This window comes from Chondromyces apiculatus DSM 436 (assembly GCF_000601485.1).
GTDB lineage: Bacteria > Myxococcota_A > Polyangia > Polyangiales > Polyangiaceae > Chondromyces > Chondromyces apiculatus.
The window spans coordinates 1-18,007 of record NZ_ASRX01000070.1 but is presented as its reverse complement, the minus strand read 5'-3'; the positions used below and the strand labels follow the sequence as shown (position 1 = coordinate 18,007).

The 18,007-nt window shown below is 69.5% G+C and carries 16 protein-coding genes and 1 pseudogene; 8 read left to right on the top strand and 9 right to left on the bottom strand.

Features of this window, described 5'->3' with window-relative positions:
- Window positions 1–631: 631 nt before the first annotated feature.
- Both CAP_RS34185 and CAP_RS34180 read left to right on the top strand, forming a co-directional pair.
- Complete coding sequence (locus CAP_RS34185) at window positions 632–1,153, top strand: hypothetical protein (RefSeq protein WP_044248616.1); 522 nt, start codon at window positions 632–634, stop codon at window positions 1,151–1,153.
- Between the two features lie 458 nt (window positions 1,154–1,611).
- Window positions 1,612–2,748, top strand: a complete 1,137-nt coding sequence (locus CAP_RS34180) for a type III secretion system chaperone family protein (protein WP_044248614.1) — start codon at window positions 1,612–1,614, stop codon at window positions 2,746–2,748.
- A 48-nt stretch (window positions 2,749–2,796) separates the two neighbouring features.
- Here the strand turns inward: CAP_RS34180 and CAP_RS34175 are convergent, their stop codons facing one another.
- Window positions 2,797–3,417, bottom strand: coding sequence for a TetR/AcrR family transcriptional regulator (locus tag CAP_RS34175; protein ID WP_044248612.1), 621 nt, complete (start codon window positions 3,415–3,417; stop codon window positions 2,797–2,799).
- A 182-nt stretch (window positions 3,418–3,599) separates the two neighbouring features.
- Here CAP_RS34175 and CAP_RS34170 point away from each other — a divergent pair, with 182 nt between their 5' ends.
- Both CAP_RS34170 and CAP_RS34165 read left to right on the top strand, forming a co-directional pair.
- A complete protein-coding gene (locus CAP_RS34170) occupies window positions 3,600–4,796 on the top strand; it encodes a cytochrome P450 (RefSeq protein ID WP_044248610.1) in 1,197 nt (398 codons plus the stop codon).
- Between the two features lie 88 nt (window positions 4,797–4,884).
- A complete protein-coding gene (locus tag CAP_RS34165; RefSeq protein WP_044248608.1) occupies window positions 4,885–5,076 on the top strand; it encodes a ferredoxin in 192 nt (63 codons plus the stop codon).
- 63 nt (window positions 5,077–5,139) lie between these two features.
- Here CAP_RS34165 and CAP_RS34160 read toward each other — a convergent pair.
- Window positions 5,140–5,472, bottom strand: a pseudogene (locus CAP_RS34160) (hypothetical protein); the annotation flags it as partial.
- Window positions 5,473–6,030: 558 nt separating this feature from the next.
- On the opposite strand from CAP_RS34160, the gene CAP_RS34155 reads away from it, so the two are divergent.
- Window positions 6,031–6,465 carry a pyridoxamine 5'-phosphate oxidase family protein gene (locus tag CAP_RS34155; RefSeq protein ID WP_044248603.1) on the top strand — a complete coding sequence of 145 codons (435 nt, stop codon included), beginning with the start codon at window positions 6,031–6,033 and terminating at the stop codon, window positions 6,463–6,465.
- A gap of 166 nt (window positions 6,466–6,631) precedes the next feature.
- Window positions 6,632–9,997, top strand: a complete 3,366-nt coding sequence (locus tag CAP_RS34150) for an ATP-binding protein (RefSeq protein ID WP_052376504.1) — start codon at window positions 6,632–6,634, stop codon at window positions 9,995–9,997.
- 87 nt (window positions 9,998–10,084) lie between these two features.
- Here CAP_RS34150 and CAP_RS34145 read toward each other — a convergent pair whose 3' ends face one another.
- Window positions 10,085–10,681, bottom strand: a complete 597-nt coding sequence (locus CAP_RS34145; RefSeq protein WP_081865555.1) for an RCC1 domain-containing protein — start codon at window positions 10,679–10,681, stop codon at window positions 10,085–10,087.
- Window positions 10,682–10,952: 271 nt separating this feature from the next.
- Here CAP_RS34145 and CAP_RS34140 point away from each other — a divergent pair, with 271 nt between their 5' ends.
- Both CAP_RS34140 and CAP_RS34135 read left to right on the top strand, forming a co-directional pair.
- Window positions 10,953–11,321 carry a carboxypeptidase-like regulatory domain-containing protein gene (locus CAP_RS34140; RefSeq protein ID WP_156041392.1) on the top strand — a complete coding sequence of 123 codons (369 nt, stop codon included), beginning with the start codon at window positions 10,953–10,955 and terminating at the stop codon, window positions 11,319–11,321.
- Between the two features lie 58 nt (window positions 11,322–11,379).
- Window positions 11,380–11,727, top strand: coding sequence for a carboxypeptidase-like regulatory domain-containing protein (locus tag CAP_RS34135; protein WP_156041391.1), 348 nt, complete (start codon window positions 11,380–11,382; stop codon window positions 11,725–11,727).
- 16 nt (window positions 11,728–11,743) lie between these two features.
- Here the strand turns inward: CAP_RS34135 and CAP_RS46165 are convergent, their stop codons facing one another.
- The 6 genes from CAP_RS46165 to CAP_RS52830 all read right to left on the bottom strand — a co-directional run.
- Window positions 11,744–12,787, bottom strand: a complete 1,044-nt coding sequence (locus CAP_RS46165; RefSeq protein WP_156041390.1) for a glycoside hydrolase family 19 protein — start codon at window positions 12,785–12,787, stop codon at window positions 11,744–11,746.
- 160 nt (window positions 12,788–12,947) lie between these two features.
- Window positions 12,948–13,718, bottom strand: a complete 771-nt coding sequence (locus CAP_RS34125; protein WP_044248594.1) for a hypothetical protein — start codon at window positions 13,716–13,718, stop codon at window positions 12,948–12,950.
- A 278-nt stretch (window positions 13,719–13,996) separates the two neighbouring features.
- The gene (locus CAP_RS34120) at window positions 13,997–14,983 is read right to left on the bottom strand and encodes an aldo/keto reductase (protein ID WP_044248592.1); all 987 of its coding nucleotides are present in this window, start codon (window positions 14,981–14,983) and stop codon (window positions 13,997–13,999) included.
- Between the two features lie 72 nt (window positions 14,984–15,055).
- Entirely contained in the window at window positions 15,056–15,694 is a 639-nt protein-coding gene (locus CAP_RS34115) for a metallophosphatase domain-containing protein (protein ID WP_044248589.1), read from the bottom strand.
- A 188-nt stretch (window positions 15,695–15,882) separates the two neighbouring features.
- Window positions 15,883–17,523 carry a peptide chain release factor 3 gene (locus CAP_RS34110; RefSeq protein ID WP_269324893.1) on the bottom strand — a complete coding sequence of 547 codons (1,641 nt, stop codon included), beginning with the start codon at window positions 17,521–17,523 and terminating at the stop codon, window positions 15,883–15,885.
- A 145-nt stretch (window positions 17,524–17,668) separates the two neighbouring features.
- Window positions 17,669–18,007: hypothetical protein (locus CAP_RS52830; protein ID WP_044248587.1), on the bottom strand; the 339-nt coding region annotated here is incomplete at its 5' end.

Sequence of the window (18,007 nt, the reverse complement as noted above, 5' to 3'; positions counted from 1 at the left end):
CGTGCACGTGGTCACCCCTTCACGTGCACGTGGTCACCCCTTCGCGTGCACGTGGTCACCCCTTCACGTGCACGTGGTCACCCCTTCACGTACGCGGCTCCCCTCTCCCCTGGCACGCCACGTGCGCTCCCGGTGAATGCGGGGGTGCTCGCTCTGTCCACACCGAACACTCTCTCCACGGCGACCCTCCTCACCTGCGCGTGACCTGGACCGCCATGCGGCCCGCCCCCCGCGCACCGCCCCCACGCACCACCTCTGCGGCCCTCCGCCCCTGACCTCCGCTCCCAACCCCTGCCACTTCTTCCCGCGGCCTCCCGTGGAATGCGTCTCCGCGGCGGGGCATTCACCTCCTGTCGGGGGACGCGGCGGCCTCGCAAGCGTAACCCTCCGTCCACCGACCGCCACGCACCCGTGACAGGAGGAAGGGAGAGAGCTGGCGACGATGTAGGAGCAATCGACAGGGGAGAGCGTCGAAATGCAACGACACCCCTTAAGCGTTGAACGGAGTGTCCGGAATTAGGAAGCAACAGGTGCACGCCGTCCCTTCATGGCGCGCGCCTGGATGCATTGGGGACTGACCGCGCACCTCGTCACCGGGGTGCAGCACGCAACGACAACAAGGAGACACGTCATGGCGAACGACATGGTTCAGCCCTTCGAGGGCCCGTATGAGATCAATTACGAGCAACTGCAGGGGGTCCTGGTGAGCATGGCCAGGGGCGCGGCGCGGGGAGTGCGGCGCCAGAAAAAGGGGTGGCCCAAGGTGGAGATGGAGCTTTCGGCGAAGCTGCCGCTGCACGCGCAGACGCTCCACGTCTCGCCCACGCTGCACACGGACATCCACGGGCTGACGGGACGGATCGAGGAGGTGCGCTTGCTCAAAGAGCAGGTGGAGAGGCTGCTCGAGGTGCTCAATGACACCGAGGTCCACCTGGAGGACAGGCGCGAGGCGCTGGTGGGGCACGTGGTGGAGTCGGCGCGGCGGACGGCGAAGCGTTCGGATCCGGGGATGGTGGTCGCGTTCGAGGAGTCGATTCGCTACCACGGTCAGGTCGGCAGGCTGGCCGCGAAAACGCGGTATGCGAACGAGGAGGCCGCCGCAGAAGCCGCGGCCGAGGTAGAAGCGGCGGCCGAGGCGGAGGCCACCGGCTGATCCTGGCAGGGTCCTCCGCGTGATGGACAAAGGCTCCGCGCTGCACGGTGGCGCGGGGCCTTTCATCTTCGAGACATCGCCCCGGTCGCGAGGGTGGTACCGCGGTTCTGGGTATCGCCCTGGCCGACCCGTAGCCGAGGCCATCCGCGGCGCCGTCGCGGAAGGCCGGGACGTCCTCGGGCCCTGGACCCGGCCCGGAGGCGCCGCCGTAGAAGGCCGGGACGTCCTCGGGCCCTGGACCCGGCCCGGAGGCGCCGCCGTCGTCGTCCGCTCCGCAGCCGGTCACGGCCGCAAGGAGCCCGAGAATGCCAGCCAGGAACGAATGATCTCGATGAGGCATCTCTCCCTCTCTCCGGACCATCCGGGCCGCGCGCATCCTGTGCGGCCGCGAGAGCCGCCCGCTCCAGGCCGGGAAGGCTCCTGCCACCCCCCGAAACGTGCGACGCTGGCATCTCGCCATGAAGTCTTCCCGACGTGCGCCTGCCCAGAGCCCCTCTCCTCCAACCGCTGAAGCCTTCCTCGCGGAGACGGAGCAGCTCGCGGAGGAGGTGTCCTGGCCCTTCGAGTCGTTCGGCGAGGTCAACGAGACTACCGTCGCTTCGGGCGCCTTGATCGAGGCCGATCCCGTCTACGAGAAGCTCATCTGGAGCTACGACACCGAGAATTGCCTCGCCACGTGCATGCTGGTCTGCCGCGAGGAGGTGCCTGCCACGCGTCGCGCTGCCGTCCTGAAGCTCTGCGCGCTGGTGAACGATGGCCTCTCCTTCGGGTGCCTCGACTACTCCCTGGAGAGCGGCGCCCTGGCCTTCCGCGACCACGCCGACCTGCTCTTCGGTCCCCTCGACGTGGCGCTGCGTCGGGCTACGGGCCGGCTCCTCTCTCTCGCCCAGCAGATCGCGCCCGCCATCCACGGCACCTTGCACGGCAAGAAGCCCGGCCAGGCGCTCCGCGACGCCCGGCGCGCCGCCGAGGGGGAGCCCGTGGAGGAGGAGGCCGTCGGGGAGGGACAGGCTGGGGAGGGACAGGCTGGGGACGAGGTGCCCCGAGCGGAGGCGCCGGAGCCGGCCGCGAGGAAGCCGCCCAGGAAGGGGGGCAAGAAGGCAGCGGCCTCGAAGGCAGCGCCTCCGGTGACGGCCAAGGCGTGGCTCTTCTCCCTGGAGGAGCTGCCGGGCCTCTGCCGCAAGCACCGGACGATCTTCGCGGCCCTCCCTCCCGCCTGCGCGGCCATGCCCATGGTGCTCTTCTGCCAGGGGGACGGAGACACGCGCGAGCTTGCCGCGTTGCTCTTCGAGCACCTCCCGGAGAAGGGCTCCTGCGCGCCGGGCGAGACGAAGAAGATGTTTCGCCTCATCGAGAACCTGGAGCGGCTCGTCGACCAGCACTGCGCGGCGTACTGCTTCGACAACCTCGCGCGCGGTCCGAGCGGCGACGTCACCACCTCGCAGGCCTTCCACGACACCGGCACGCTCGGCGAGGTGGCCCAGGCCCTGGAGGCGATGGGTGTCCGCGTGGAGCGCACCGATTTCGTCAGCTCGTACCTGATCGCCAGCGACCTGGGCTGGCTCCTCGACGAAGCCCCCCGACCCACGGCCTGACGCCGGCCACGCCTGCCCGAGCCGGTGCGCACGCGCGGCGGGCGGGAATCACCGGGGCGAGGCGGCTTTGCGTCGGCGCTTCTGGAGGGGTTGGCGCGAGCGCCGCGGGCGCCCGAGGAGGCGCCGGCCCACGTCGAGGAGGTGCTGGCGGAGGGTGTCGTCGTCGAGGTCGGCAAACTCGGGAGCGCCGCCGGCCGTCCCGAGACCGGCGAGCACGATGTGCACCGTGATCGCGTCGGCGATGCTGGGGTCGGGGCCGGCGAAGAGGGTTTTCATCCTGGTCCTGAGGTCGCCGCGCGGCGACGTCTGCCACGCGCGGTCGATGATGCGCTTGAACCAGGGGTCGCTGTTGAACAGGCCGACGAGCATGCGGTGACGGACGATGAGGTCGACGAATCCAGCGAGCGCGTGGTCCCTCTGCGCGCCCCGGCTCCGCTTCAGGCTCGCCTCGTGGACGATCTGGATCATCTGCTGAATGGCGGGCGCGGCGACGGCCTCGGCGATCTCGTCCTTGGTCTTGAAATGGTAGTAGACGGCGGCCTTCGTCACTCCGAGGTGGTCGGCGATCATCTGCAGTGACGCGCCCTCCATGCCGTGTTCGCTGAACAGCTTCAGCGCGGTGTCCAGCAGGCGTGTTCGGGTATCGATGTCAGGGGTGCCGGCCGTCATGCGCCCATCCTCGGGGGAAGCCCGGACAGTACCCCGCTTCCACACCCTTCGGCATGTTTTCCGACGGCAAGGCAGGCGGGTGCGCGGAGTTCCCACCCTTGCCGATCGGCAAGCAAAGAGCGCCCGGTCGACTTGCACGTCCTTGCCGATCGGCTAGTTTGGGTCCGAACAGAGGTGGAACCATGACAGCCGATGCCGTGCCGACGCTTCCCATCAGCCGCACCTGCCCGTACGGGCCGCGCCCGGAGCACCGCCAGCTCCGCGAAGAGGCGCCCATTGCCAAGGTGATCTTGCCCAATGGCAGGACGGGGTGGGCCGTCACCAGCCACAAGCACATCCGGGCGATCCTGTCCGACCCCCGGTTCAGCTCCAGCCGGCGCAACCCGGGCTTTCCCACGGCACGCCCGAACGCGCCCCCGAGCGCCCTCAAGCCGCTGATGCTGGAGCTGGATGCACCCGACCACGGGCCTGTGCGGCGGACCGTGATCGGGGAGTTCACGGTGCAGCGGATGAACGCGCTCGGGCCGCGCATCCAGGAGATCGTGGACCAGCACATCGACGCCATGCTGGCCGGGCCGCGGCCGGTGGATCTGGTGCAGGCGCTCTCGCTGCCGGTGCCGTCGCTGGTGATCTGCGAGATGCTCGGGGTGCCCTACGCCGACCACGATTTCTTCCAGACGCGCTCCAGCACCCTGGTGAGTTACAAGACGACCCAGGAGGAGCTCACGCACGCGCTCGGCGAGCTGACGTCCTATCTGGGCAAGCTCGTGGCGGCCAAGATGGAGAACCCCACCGACGATCTGCTGAGCCGTCTGATCCAGAAGCAGCGCGAGAACGGCGGGGTCGATTTCGGAGACCTGGTGGGGATGGCGTTCCTGCTCCTCATTGCCGGGCACGAGACCACCGCGAACATGATCTCGCTGAGCACGCTGATGCTGCTGCAGCACCCGGAGAAGCTGGAGGCGCTCCGGCAGGATCCTTCGAAGACCCTGGGGGCCGTGGAGGAGCTGTTGCGGTACTTCACCATTGCGGAGTCCGCGCTCGGGCGGGTGGCGAGGGAGGACGTGGAGCTGGATGGGGTGACCATCCGGGCCGGGGAAGGCGTGCTCATGCTGGCCAACACGGGGAACCGTGATCCGGAGGTCTTCGAGAACGCCGACGCGCTGAACATCGATCGAGGCGCGCGGAATCACCTGGCATTCGGCTTCGGGCAGCACCAGTGCCTCGGGCAGAACCTGGCCCGGATGGAGCTGCAGATCGTGATCGATACGCTGTTCAAGCGCATCCCGGGGCTGCGGCCTGCGGTGCCCCTGGAGACGCTGTCGTTCAAGGAAGACGCCAGCGTGTACGGGATCCGCGAGTTCCCGGTCACCTGGTGAGCGCAGGGCCGCGAGAGCCGGCGCGACGGAGAGCGAGGGTTGCGAGGGTTGCGAGGGTTGCGAGGGTCCGAAGGGAAGGAGAGCGACGATGAAGGTGCTCGTGGACGAGGAGAAGTGCTGCGGGGCCGGCCAGTGCGTGCTGGTGGCGCCCAAGGTGTTCGGCCAGCGGGACGACGGGATCGTGATCCTGCTCGACAAGGAGCCCCCGGAGGAGCTTCACGGCGCCATGCGCGAGGCGGTGAGCGTGTGTCCGGGCTACGCCATCTGGCTGGAGGAGTGAGGGCTGGAACCTCCAGCCCGCGGGCCTCCAGGACGGCGAGCACGGCGGGGGCCGGGGGGCGGGTTACCAGACGTCGGAGTAGAGCTTCACGGGCGGGAGGTTGTCGCCCATGTGGGTCGGGGAGGTGCCGCGATCGTTGGTATCGCCGAGGCCGAGCTGGCCCTGGTCGTTGAAGCCCCCGCACTTGAGGTTGCCCTCGTCGCGTCGGATGCAGGTGGAGGCGGGGCCCGCGAGGATCAGCGTGATGGTCGTGGCTGTGCCCAGATCCACCGCGGGCAAGCTGTCGCCCATCTCTCCTGCGCTGTCCCCGCGGCGCGCGGTGTCACCAAGCCCGAGCTCGCCATAGGCGTTGCCCCCCCAGCATTTCACCCGGCCATCGCGCAGAAGCGCACAGGAATGTGCCTTTACCGAGCAGCCCCGCTGCCGCTACCAAGAACAAGCGCTGTCGACGATGCATCTCAGCCTCTCCCGTTCACGCGCACGCTGCCACCCGGTACTGCCACCCGCCCGGCACCCGTGACGGCGCGCTCCGTACCCGACCTGCCGGAGCAGGGGACGGACAGCCTGCGGAGGTGTGCGCAACCTCTCATGCTACGACCGTCGCTCGCCGGGCACGGTACGGTTAAGCTTGTGGCGCTCGGCGTGACGCTCCGGGCTGGCACCTGGCTGGTGCCCCGCGCTCCCCAGCGTGACGCCCGGCGAGGCTCGGCTGGCCCGCCAATACGGTCACGTCACCCCCTCGGTTGAGGGCGCCCCTCAGGGAAGAACGCGAGGTTTCTTGAGGCCAGGACGCTTCCCCTGCCCCATGAACTGCTGCGGACGATGCGGACGATGCGGACGATGCGGACGATGAACTGACGCGTGCGCGTGACCTCCGTGCGGCTGGCCATCAGAGCCAGGGGAAGTGGGCCGCGGGGGGCGCGCACGCCCGGAAGACGAGCGAAGGAGACCCAGATGAGCGCGATGACCCTGCCCGAGCTTGCGAAGAAGATGGGCGACATTGATTTCGCCATGCTCATGACCCGCACCGAAGGAGGCGAGATCGCCGGGCGGCCGATGAGCAACAACAAGGACGTCGCGTACGACGGCGACTCGTTCTACTTCACGCAGGAAGAGTCGCGGATGGTCGGCGACATCGTGCGGGAGGCGAGGGTGGCGCTGTCGTTCCAGGGCAACAAGGGGCTGCTGGGCAAGCCAGGGATCATGATCGCGGTGGAAGGCAGGGCCGAGCTGATCCGCGACAAGGAGCAGTTCAAGAAGCACTGGGTGCCCGACCTGGAGCGGTGGTTCGAGAAAGGGGTCGATACGCCAGGGCTGGTGCTGATCAAGGTGCACGCGACGCGCATTCATTACTGGGACGGAGAGGACGAGGGCGAGATCGTCACGTAGCCGGGGGCGCTCAGCCTCAGCACGGGGGGGGAAAACATTGCGGGAGCTTCCCGCGCGCCGATCGCGCGCCGCGGGGGCTGTCTGAACGAACGACCGGTGAGGGCCTTCGCGGCGGGCGCAGGGCCGCTCGCTTTCAGGCGCTCGGAGGGGTTACAAGGAAGGCGGGATGACCTCTCCGGACATGTCTTCTTCGCAGGCCGACCTCGAGCGCATCTTCCCGGGCGGGGGGGAGCTGGGGGCGCGCATGCGCGCCAAGGACTGGAGCCAGACGCCGCTCGGCCCCCCCGAGGCCTGGCCGCCTTCCCTGCGCACCGCCGTCAGCGTGATGCTGGTGTCGCCGTTTCCCACGCTGCTCATGTGGGGGCCCGAGTACGTCCAGATCTACAACGACAGCTTCCGGCTGCTGCTGGGCGAGAAGCACCCGGAGGCCCTGGGTCTCCCCATCCGGCAGACCTTCGCGGAGGTCTGGGAGGTGATCCGGGAGATGTTCGAGGGGGTGAAGCGCACCGGGAAGGCGTCGTACTCGGAGAACCAGCTCTTTCTGCTGCTGCGTCAGGGCTTCCTGGAGGAGTCGTACTTCACCTTTTCGTACGTGCCGGCGCGGGACGAGCACGGCGAGATCGTCGGGCTGATCGACTTCGCCAGCGAGACGACGGGGCAGGTGCTGGGGGAGCGGCGCTTCAAGGCGCTCCGTGAGCTGGCCATCCGCGCCGCGGCGGCCGTGGACGCGGAGGGTGTCTTTCGTGCGGCCGAGGAGGTGCTCGCCCACAACGGGGCGGATGTGCCGTTCGCGCTGCTCTACGTTCAGGAGGAGGACACCCACCGGCTCGTCATGCGCACCGGCCTCACGGAGGGCGACACCGGGGCGCCTTCGCGGGTGCCGCGGGAAGACCTCTCCGGGTGGCCCCTGGCCGAGGTGCTGCGCGCGGGCGAGGAGCGGCTCGTCGAGGACGTGGACACGCGCCTGGGGGCGCTGCACGCGGGGCCCTGGCCAGATCCGGTGCGCCGGGCGCTGCTGACGCCTCTCGCGCTGGGCGGGAGCGGCGAGAACGATGCGGTGCTCGTGGTGGGGCTGAGCCCGCGGCTGCCCTTCGACGAGGCCTACCGCGACTTCCTGGGGCTGATGTCGCGCGAGGTGGCCGCGGACGTGCTGCGCGCCAGGGCGCTGGAGCAGGAGAAGCAGCGCGCCGCCAAGCTCGCAGAGCTGGACCGGCAGAAGACGGCCTTCTTCGGCAACGTGAGCCACGAGTTCCGCACGCCGCTGACGCTGATCCTGGGGCCCACGGAGGACGCGCTCTCCTCGCCCGCGCAGGCGCTCCAGGGCGAGCAGCTCGAGCGGGTGCACGGCAACGCGCAGCGGCTGCTGAAGCTGGTCAACACGCTGCTGGAGTTTTCGCGGGTGGAGGCGGGGAAGTCGCGGGCCACCTTCGTGCCCACCGACCTCGCCGCGTTGACGACCGGGCTCGCGAGCGCCTTCGAGTCGGTGGTGGTCAAGGCGGGCCTGCGCCTCGTCGTCGACTGTCCGCCGCTGCCAGAGCCGGTGTGGGTCGATCCAGGCCTCTGGGAGAAGGTGGTCCTGAACCTGGTCTCGAACGCCTTCAAGTTCACCCTGGCGGGGCAGGTGGCCGTGCGCCAGCGCTGGACCGGCAACGGCGTGGAGCTGGCGGTGGAGGACACCGGCACGGGCATCCCGCCCGAGGAGCTGCCGCGGCTCTTCCAGCGCTTCCACCGGGTGGAGGGGGCGCAGGGCCGGAGCCACGAGGGCAGCGGCATCGGGCTGTCGCTGGTGCAGGAGCTGGTGCGGCTGCACGGGGGTGAGGTGCGGGTGGAGAGCGCGCCGGGCGTGGGGAGCACGTTCACCGTCGTCGTGCCCGCGGGAAGGGCTCACCTCCCCGCGGAAGGCGTGCAGGCCACGGCGCGGCCTGCGCTGCCCTCGGCGAGCACGGAGGCCTTCGTGCGCGAGGCGGCGCACTGGGTGCCAGGGTCGCAGGAAGGCGAGGACGGGGCGCGGCAAGGCGAGGGAGGCGCAGGAGACGCGGGGGCCGCAGGCGACGTGAGGGCCATGCCGTCAGCGCCCGGGGAGGCCGCTGGCCAGGAGCCGAGGACGCGCGTGCTGCTGGCGGACGACAACGCCGACATGCGGGCCTACGTGCAGAGCGTGCTGGACACGCACTTCGAGGTGGAGGCCGTGGCGGACGGCGAGGAGGCGCTGGCGGCGGCGCGGGCGCGCTTGCCGGACGTGGTGCTCTCGGACGTGATGATGCCCCGCATGGATGGGGTGGCGCTGACCCGAGCGCTGCGCGAGGACCCGCGTACGGCCCGGGTGCCCGTGGTGCTCCTGTCCGCACGCGCTGGCGAGGAGGCCACGGTGGACGGGCTGGCCGCGGGCGCCGACGACTACCTGATCAAGCCCTTCGGCGCGCGCGAGCTCACGGCCCGCCTGCAGGGCGCGGTGAAGGTCGCCCGGGCAGACGCTGCGCGGCGCCGGGCGCTGGAGCGGGTGGCGGAGGTGCTGGAGGCGATGGGGGACGCCTTCTTCGCCATGGATGCCGACTTCCGCGTCACGGCCGTCAACCCCAGCTACGAGCGGATGACCGGGATGCGGCGCGAGGACGTGCTGGGGAAGGTCTTCTGGGACGTCTTCCCCGACGCCGGGGATCCCCGGTCGGTGTACTGGCAGCAGTACCACCGCTGCATGGAGGCGCGGGAGTCGGTGAAGTTCATCGACTACTACGCGCCGCTCTCGATGTGGGCCGACCTCCGGGCCAACCCGACGCCCGACGGCGGCATCGCGGTCTTCTGCCGGGACATCTCCGCCGAGAAGGAGGCCGAGGCGATCCGGGCACGTCAGGCGGAGTTCGAGAAGCAGCTCATCGGCATCGTCAGCCACGATCTGCGCAACCCGCTCAGCGCCATCCAGATGGGCACGACGCTGCTGGCGCGCCGGGAGGAGCTGAGCGATCGGGCCCTGAAGACCGTGGTCCGGGTCCAGAACTCCGCGAGCCGCGCCACCGACCTGGTGAACGATCTGCTGGACTTCACCCAGTCCCGGCTGGGCGGGGGCATCGCCATCCAGCCCGTCGCCACCGACGTGCACGCGGTGACGCACGCCGTGCTGGTGGAGATGGAGGTGACGCATCCGGAGCGCGAGGTGCGCTTCTCGCACGCCGGCGACGGGAAGGCAGACACGGACCCCCACCGGGTGGCGCAGGTGGTGCAGAACCTGGTCTCGAACGCGCTCAAGTACAGCCAGGAAGGCACGCCGGTGACGGTGACGTCGCGCGGCGAGGCGGAGAGCATCGTCATCTCCGTGCACAACCTGGGCAACCCCATCCCGGAAGCGCTGCAACCCACCCTCTTCGAGCCCTTCAAGCGGGGTGAGTCGCACAAGGAGATCACCAACCGGAGCGTGGGGCTGGGGCTGTACATCGTGAAGCAGGTGGTGGAGGCGCACCGGGGGAGCATCGAGGTGACGTCGAGCGAGGCCAGGGGGACGACCTTCACGATGCGGCTGCCGCGGGCGCGGGGGTGAGGGGCAAAGGCGTGCTGTCCAGGGGGGCTGGGCGCAGGGAGGGGGGAGCGGGGCTGGGCGGGAAAATGCGAGGGGCGCGCAGAGGAGCTACCAGCCGCCGGAGTAGAGCTTCACGGGCGGGAGGTTGTCTCCCAGCGCGTCCGGAGAGCTGCCGCGAGAGGCGGTGTCGCCGAGTCCGAGCTGGCCCGCCTCATTGTCGCCCCAGCACTTGAGATTGCCTCCAGCGAGGCGGATGCAGGTGTGGGAGACGCCTGTCGTGACGCTCGTGGCGCTCTCGCCTGCACCGAGGTCCACTGCCGGCAAGCTGCTGCCCATCTCGCCTGGTGTTGCCGTCTTCGCAGGTCTCGCCTGCGGTGAGGATACCGTCACCGCACGCGCAGCCCGGCCCCTCCTCGTCGACGAGGCCGTCGCAGTCCGCGTCCACGCCCCTGGGTCGCAGGTCTCGCTGCCCGGCAGCACCTCGCCCAGGCACGGGCCATAGCCGCTCCCATCCGCGTTGCAGGTCTGCTGCCCGCTCCGGCAGATGCCGACGTCCTCCGTCCCCGCCGGGCCCGTGTAGCAGTCGCAGAAGGCGCTGGCTCCGGGGGGCGGCGCCTCCTCGACCACCATGACCTGGCTGCAGCCCTCCACGGCCGCCACGAGCCCCACCATCCCCGCGAAGAACAGACGCTGTCGACGACGCATCTCGGCCTCTCCCGTTCACGCGCACGCCGCCAGCCAGCACCACGCTCTGTCGGCACCCGCGGCGGTCCGCACAACGCCTCGCTGGGCCCACCAGGGGCCGGACAGCCGCGGAGGTGTGCGCAGCCTACATGCTGAGCCCCTCGCTTGCCGGGCCCGGCCAGGCCAAGCTCGTGGCGCTCGGCGTGAGGCTCCGGGCTGGCACCTTCGAGGGCTGGCAGCACCCCGGAGAGCACAGTCCCCTCGCGAGGTGCTCTTCTATCGGCTCAGGCAGATGCGAACCAGAGTCCTCCAGATCGCCGCGCTTGCGGCCGCCCTCGTCGGGGTGGGCTGTGAGTTTGCCTTCAACCTCCAGGGGACCGTCAAGAGTCCCTCCGGAGCACTCGCCGGGGCCGATGTGCTGCTTTCGTGTCCCCCGGACAGGTCGGAGCACATCAAGACCGACGCGCAAGGTCGCCTCTCCTACAGCAAGATTCCCCTGGTGGGGCCGGAGTGTCGGCTGGTCGTCTCGAAGCCGGGCTTTCAGCCGCGCGAGGTCACGGTCGAAGAGGTCTGCACGTCGCACTTCGGGCGCGGGTGCATCGCGGCGCAGCTCGATGTGGAGCTGGTGCCGGCGGAGAGCGGCGACCAGACGTCGGAGTAGAGCGTCACGGGAGTCTGCCCCTGCGCGCCGTGAGGGCCTATCCTCGCGGCTCAGGCAGATGCGAACCAGAGCCCTCCACGTCATGGTGCTGGCTGCCGCCCTCCTCGGGGTGGCTTGCGATCCCGCCTTCAACTTCTCCGGGACCATCAAGAGTCCCTCCGGGGCGCTGGCCGGGGCCGAGGTGACGCTCTTCTGCCCCTCCTACGAGCCGATACGCCTGACGAGCAGCGCGCAGGGGTACGTCGGCTACCACCAGATTCCGGGGCAGAGCCCGGAGTGTCGGGTGACCGTGTCGAAACCTGGTTTTCGCCCGCACGAGGTCACGCTCGACGCGATCTGCACGGGGCACTTCGGGCTGTCCTGCACCCGGGCGCAGCTCGATGTGCAGCTCGCGCCCGCGGAGTGAGGCCGCCGCCCCGCGCTCACTCGGCGGACTTCAGCCGGTCGAGGAGGTTCTGGCCGTCGCCGTCCCAGTTCGGGCACTCGGGCACCTTGAAGACCTTCTTCGTGGTCTTGAAGTGCGTTTTTCGCTCGGCGTAGGAGTGCGTGTGCTTGTTGACGACGGCGGTGATGCGGTCGACGTCGGCGTCGCGCGCGCCCATGTCGGCCTTGGTGTTGAGGTTGTTGAGGGTCCAGAAGCCCATCGCGGAGATCATCCCGCCCTTCACGGTGAGGATGTCGCCCTCGTTGGCCATGATGTCGACGCCGGAGCCGGGGTAGCGGCGGTCGATCTCGTTCTGCACGTTCTGGTAGTTGCTGCGGCCGGTGAGCTGGATGAAGCCCTTGCCGCGGTACTTCCAGCCGTCACCGCTGGCGGCGTCGCCGTTGCCGAGGCGGTTGGCGTAGGCGCGGTTGCCGATGGCCTCCTGGTTCGCAGCCTGGCCCTTGGAGCGGCCGTAGAGGGCGGCCTCCTGGGGGTTGTCGCGGAAGTACTTGAAGGTGCCCTTCAGGCCGTCGACGGAGTAGTTCATGTTCTCCGCGAGGCTCTTCACGGTGGGGCCGACCTCCTCGCGGACCTGCGCGAAGAAGTGCGCCTTGCGCAGGCACGTGTTGATCTCGAACTTCTCGAAGGCCTCGTTGAAGGCGTTCGCGACCTCGGTGAGCTTGTCGTCGGAGGCGCTCGTGAAGATCTCCTTGAGCTGCTCCTTCGTGATCTTCGCCTTGCAGCGGGGGCAGCCGACAGGGCAGGAGTTCACCGCGGAGTCGGCGGGCTTGCTGGCGTCGGCGCCGGCACTCGGGCTGGTGGGCGAGGCGGCGCCGTTGCTGGCGGCCGGGGTGCTGGCTGCGGGCGCGCTCGCCTCGGGTGCGGCAGGCGCAGGGTCGGCCGCGGGGGACACGGCGGCAGGGGGCGAGGCCGCAGGCATCTCGGGCCGGGGCTGCGGGATGGGGGCCTGGGAGGGGCCGCCAATCGGCGCCGAAGCGCCAGCGCCAGCGCTCGGGCTGGTCGGGGTTCGCGATGCGCTCATGCGTCAGACTCCTGGTGCTGCGTACGCTGAATCAGGGGCCTGTTGGCCCCTACGCTCCCGATGGTCGCTACCCCTGTTCTTTCGCGCGAGCGTGGCGCCAAGGCCAGGGACGAGCTTGGGAAACGGAGTACCGAGCCTCTCACGCGGGCGTCGCTGTCGCTCACCCGTCGCTCTGCTTGTTCTTGATGACCGCACGCACCCAGGTCAGCGCCTTCTGCTTGAGCTGCCGCGCCCGACGCACCGGGTCGGTGATCTTGTCGCTGCCCAGCGTGCGCTCGATCCAGGGGTAGAGCGGGTCCGCCGTGCAACCCTGCCCGAAGGCGAACATGAGCATCACGAGGACCAGGATGTCGTGGCCGTCGTAGAGGCCGTGCCGCTTCGCCTCCGCTTCGCCCGCCGCAATCAGCGACCGCAGGGCCGCCTCGCCCACGTGGGCGGCCTTCTCCGGGTGGATCTGCGCCATCGCCGAGAGGGCCACGGCAGGGACCTCTTCGGGCCGGATCTGGGGCATGTCCTCGCCGAGCGCCTGGAGGTTGTGGAAGGCCGCGTCGAGGAAGGCGTCGTCCGGGCCGTTGATGCTGTCCAGCGCTTCGATGGAGGCGGTGTGGAGCTCCTGCGCCCGAGCCATCTGGGTGTCGGGGTCGGGCTCGCCGAGCGCCTCCCGGGCCCAGGGGTACTGGGGGTCGACGTCGAAGCTGCTCCCGAAGAGGAAGCCGAGCTCGATGAACAGCCGCACCGGTCCGGTGAAGGTGAAGCCATGGAGCGCGGCCCGCTTCACCGCGGTCTGGACCACCACGAGGAGATGCTCCTTGCCCAGCACCGCCGCCAGCTTGGGCGAGAACCTCGCGCCGTGGTCGACCATCGAGGCCTCGAAGTCCGAGAGCGCGATCGGCTTGAAGGCCTCCACCTGAGCCTTGGAGATCGTCAGCATGAACCCTTCTTCACCCGGCGGCCGCCCCCCATGCGTCCATGTGTACAGCCGCGAGATCGCAGGAGGATACGGACTTCGGGGCGCGTACGTCGAGACGATCTTGGGGGTCGCGCGACGCGTCCACCCTCCGCTGGCAATCGTTGCGTGACGCTGAAACTGAGCTGCGAAGCGGCGCATGCACCTGGGTGCCGGCGTACCTCGATGCGCGCCCTCGGCGCTCTTTTCCGCGACGCCGCGGCATGGCCGCAGCATGGCCTCCAGGTGGGGTTCGCGTCGCTTCAGCGATCGATCGTCGCCATCAGCTTGTCGTTGTAGCGCGGCCCCGCCACCGCCTCGGGACGCAGCGCGTCGTCGAGCGCCTTCATGTCCCCGGCCGAGAGCTGGAGCGTCGCTGCGCCGAGGTTCTCTTCGAGGTAGCGGCGCCGCTTGGTCCCCGGGATGGGGACCATGTCCTCGCCCTTGTGCAGGAGCCACGCGAGCGCGATCTGCCCCGGGGTCGCGCCCTTCTGCGCCGCCACCTCGCGCACGGCCTGCGCGGCCCGCACGTTGGCGTCGTAGTTGTCGCCCTGGAAGCGCGGGTCGTGGCGCCGGAAGTCGCCCTCCGGGTACGCCTCGGCCCGCTTCACCTCGCCGGTGAGGAAGCCTCGCCCGAGAGGGCTGAACGGCACGAGCCCGATGCCCAGCTCCCGCAGGGCCGGGATGATCGTCGGCTCCAGGTTGCGCTCCCAGAGCGAGTACTCGCTCTGCAGCGCCGAGACCGGAAACGTGGCGTGCGCGCGCCGGAGGTTGCTCTCCCCTGCCTCCGAGAGCCCGAAGAAGCGCACCTTGCCCGCACGCACCAGCTCTCCCACCGCGCCTGCCACGTCCTCCATGGGGACGTTCGGGTCCACGCGGTGCTGGTAGAGCAGGTCGATGCGGTCGGTCTGGAGGCGCCGCAGCGAGGCCTCGACCACCTCCCGGATGTGCTCCGGTCGGCTGTCGGTGCCCAGGTTCTTGCCGTCGTCGATGCGGAACCCGAACTTGGTGGCAATCACCACCTGGTCCCGCTTCCCGGCGAGCGCGCGCCCGAGCAGTTCTTCGTTGGTGAACGGTCCATACACCTCGGCGGTGTCCAGGAACGTGCATCCGAGCTCGATGGCGCGGTGGAGGGTGGCGATGGATTCGTCGTCGTCAGGGACGCCGTACGACTGGCTCATCCCCATGCATCCGAGCCCGATGGCCGAGACCTCGAGCCCCTGTGTTCCGAGCTTCCTCTTGGTGAGCATGCGGTCCCTTGTGGCACCGATCGGGGCAGACCGCACCTGTCCGCACGAACCACCTCCACGTCGGCGCGGCTCTCAGCGAGGCCCGGGCAGCTCCAGCGGCCAGCGCAGGACCGCGCAGGGAATCGCGCACTGGTTCGTGGTGACGTTGACGAAGGTGGTGGCGCCCTCGCGCCATTGCCCCGGGTCCTCGTGGATGTGGCCGAAGATGTGCAGCCTGGGACGCACGATCCGGACGCGTCGGAGGAGGTCCTCGCACCCGACGCGCTCGCTGTCGTCGTTCTGGTCCCCGTACCCGTACGGTGGGCCATGGGTGATCAGCACCTGGGTGTCTTCGGGGATGCGCGCCCATTTCTCGGCAATCGCCGGTCCCCGGGGGAGGTTGAAGGCCCAGCTATGGAACTCGGGTTGCCAGGGGCTGCCGTAGAACCTGATGCCCTCGATGGTGACGGCCTCGTCCTCCAGGTAAATGACGCCAGGAGGCAGGAGCGCGCGCGCCGCGAGGGGCGCGTCCTCGAACCAGCGGTCATGGTTGCCAGCGACGACGATCTTGTGCCGGTGGGGCTGGGCCGCGAGGAAGTCGCAGAAGGACTGCACCTCGTCGGGTGAGCCGCGGCGGCAAAAGTCGCCCGCGTGGATCAGGATGTCGCCCGGAGGGACGGCGTAGCCGGCGTGGTAGCCGTGGGTGTCGGCCATGGCGACGAGGGTGAGCATGCGGGGCAGTTCCGGGGTGGTGGTCTGGTGTCGGGCGCCGTCAAGGTACCGGAACCTGCTGGGTGATGCAGTGCACGCCGCCACCGGAAACGGGTCGGGGCAAGGCGGGGCGAAGGCGCATGGGCCCGAGCGTAGGGGGGCTGCGCACGGGTGGCCAGGATGAGGGGTCGGGGGTCGGGGATGCGCCGTCAGACGGGGGTGACGCTGTTGCCCAGTTCGAGGAACCTGGTCTTCGGGAAGGCCTTGGCGCAGGCGTCGAGCTGCCACTCGCCCTTGAAGAGGACGACAGGGTTGTCGCGGATGTCGAGGGCGCCGTAGCCGTAAAGCTGGCCCTCCAGCTCGGCGAGAGGCAAGGGATCGCCCTCGACCCAGCGGGCGAAGCTGAAGGAGAGGCGCTCGACGCGGACCTCGACGCTGTACTCGGCCGCGAGGCGGGCCTTGACGACGTCGAACTGGAGCTCGCCGACGGTGCCGACGATGGACTCGCCTTCACGGCCCTCCGGGGGTCGGAAGAGCTGGATGGAGCCCTCCTGGGCGAGCTGTTCGAGGCCCTTCTTGAGCTGCTTGCGCTTCATGGGGTCGAGCATGGCCATGCGGGCGAAATGCTCGGGAGGGAACTGGGGGAGGGGCTCGTAAGCGACAGGGGAGCCAGTGCAGATGGTGTCGCTGATGAGGAAGAGGCCAGGGTCGAACATGCCGATGATGTCGCCGGCATAGCCGTCGTCGACGACGGTGCGCTCCTGGGCCATGAACTGCACCGGGTTGGTGAGGCGGATCTCGCGGCCCGTGCGGGCGTGGCGGACCTTCATGCCGCGCTCGTAGCGGCCAGAGCAGACGCGGAGGAAGGCGATGCGGTCGCGGTGCTGGCGATCCATGTTCGCCTGGATCTTGAAGACGAAGGCGGTGAAGCGGTCGTCGGTGGGCTCGATGGGGCCCTTGTCGCTGGTGCGCGGGGCCGGCGGGGGCATGAGCTCGATGAAGGCGTCGAGGAACTGGGGGAGGCCGAAGTTGGTGAGGGCACTGCCGAAGAACATGGGGGTGACCTCGCCGCGGGCCAGCCGTTCATGATCGAGGGCGTCGCCAGCAGCTTCGAGGAGCTCGATGTCGTCGCGGAGCTGCTTGACGGCCTCGTCACCGAGGGCTTCGAGGAGGTGGGGGGCGTCGAGGGTGGTGGCCTCCATGGGGGCAATCTCGGCACCATGAGCGACGAGCTCGAAGAGGAAGACCTGCTTGAGTTCGCGGTGATAGACGCCGCGGAACTTGCCGCTGGAATGGATGGGCCAGGTGACCGGGTAGACGCCGATGCCGAGGACTTCTTCGACTTCGCCGATGAGATCGAAGGGGTCGCGGCCAGGGCGATCCATCTTGTTGACGAAGGTGAAGATGGGCATCTGGCGAAGCTTGCAGACGCGGAAGAGTTTCTTGGTCTGGGCTTCGACACCCTTGGCGCTGTCGAGGAGCATGATGGCCGCGTCGGTGGCCATGAGGGCGCGGTAGGTGTCCTCGCTGAAGTCGGCGTGGCCAGGGCAGTCGACGAGGTTGAGCTGGCGGCCTTTGTAGGGGAACTGGAGGACGCTGCTGACGATGGAGATGCCGCGTTCGCGCTCCATCTCCATCCAGTCGCTGACGGCGTGGGCGCGGGCTTTCTTGGCCTTGACGGCTCCGGCCATCTGGATGGCGCCGCCTGGATGTGAGCACCCAGGGCTGGGCGTGGAAATGGGGGGGTCGCCGACGCACCCGTTTCCACGGTGGAAGGGCCTCCGTCGGACGCCGACGCACCCTTTGTCACGGCGGGAATCGGTGGGGAGGACCTCCCCACCCGTTTCCACGGCGGGAACCGGCGCGGCGGAGACCGACGGGGCCTTTGCCACCGTGGAAACGCGGAGGACATTTCCCTCCCCACCGATTCCCGCCGCAGCAAAGGCCTCGTCGGCTCCCGACGTCACCGCTCCCGCACCGCGCGCGTTCGTGGGGTTAGCGGGGTTTGAAGGTGATGGTGAGGGAGACGCCAGTGGGGTCGTCGCTGGGGGTGCCGACGTTGCGGCCCTTGAAGAGGGTGCGGATGCAGGTGGCGGCTTCGTCGGAGAGGGACTTTTTGCTGGAGATTTCGACGCTCTCGGCGCGGCCGCTGACGCGGACGAGGAACTGGAGCTTGAGGGTGCCGGTCCTGGCGGTGAGGCCGCCGTGGTCGGCGACGCAGGTGGCGATCTTGTCGGTGAGCTTGGAGAGCTTCTGGTCGATCTTCGGGACGTCGCCGCTCAGGAAGGTGGCGGGTTCGAGCTCGACGAGAGGGGGGGGGCCAGGAGGGGGCGG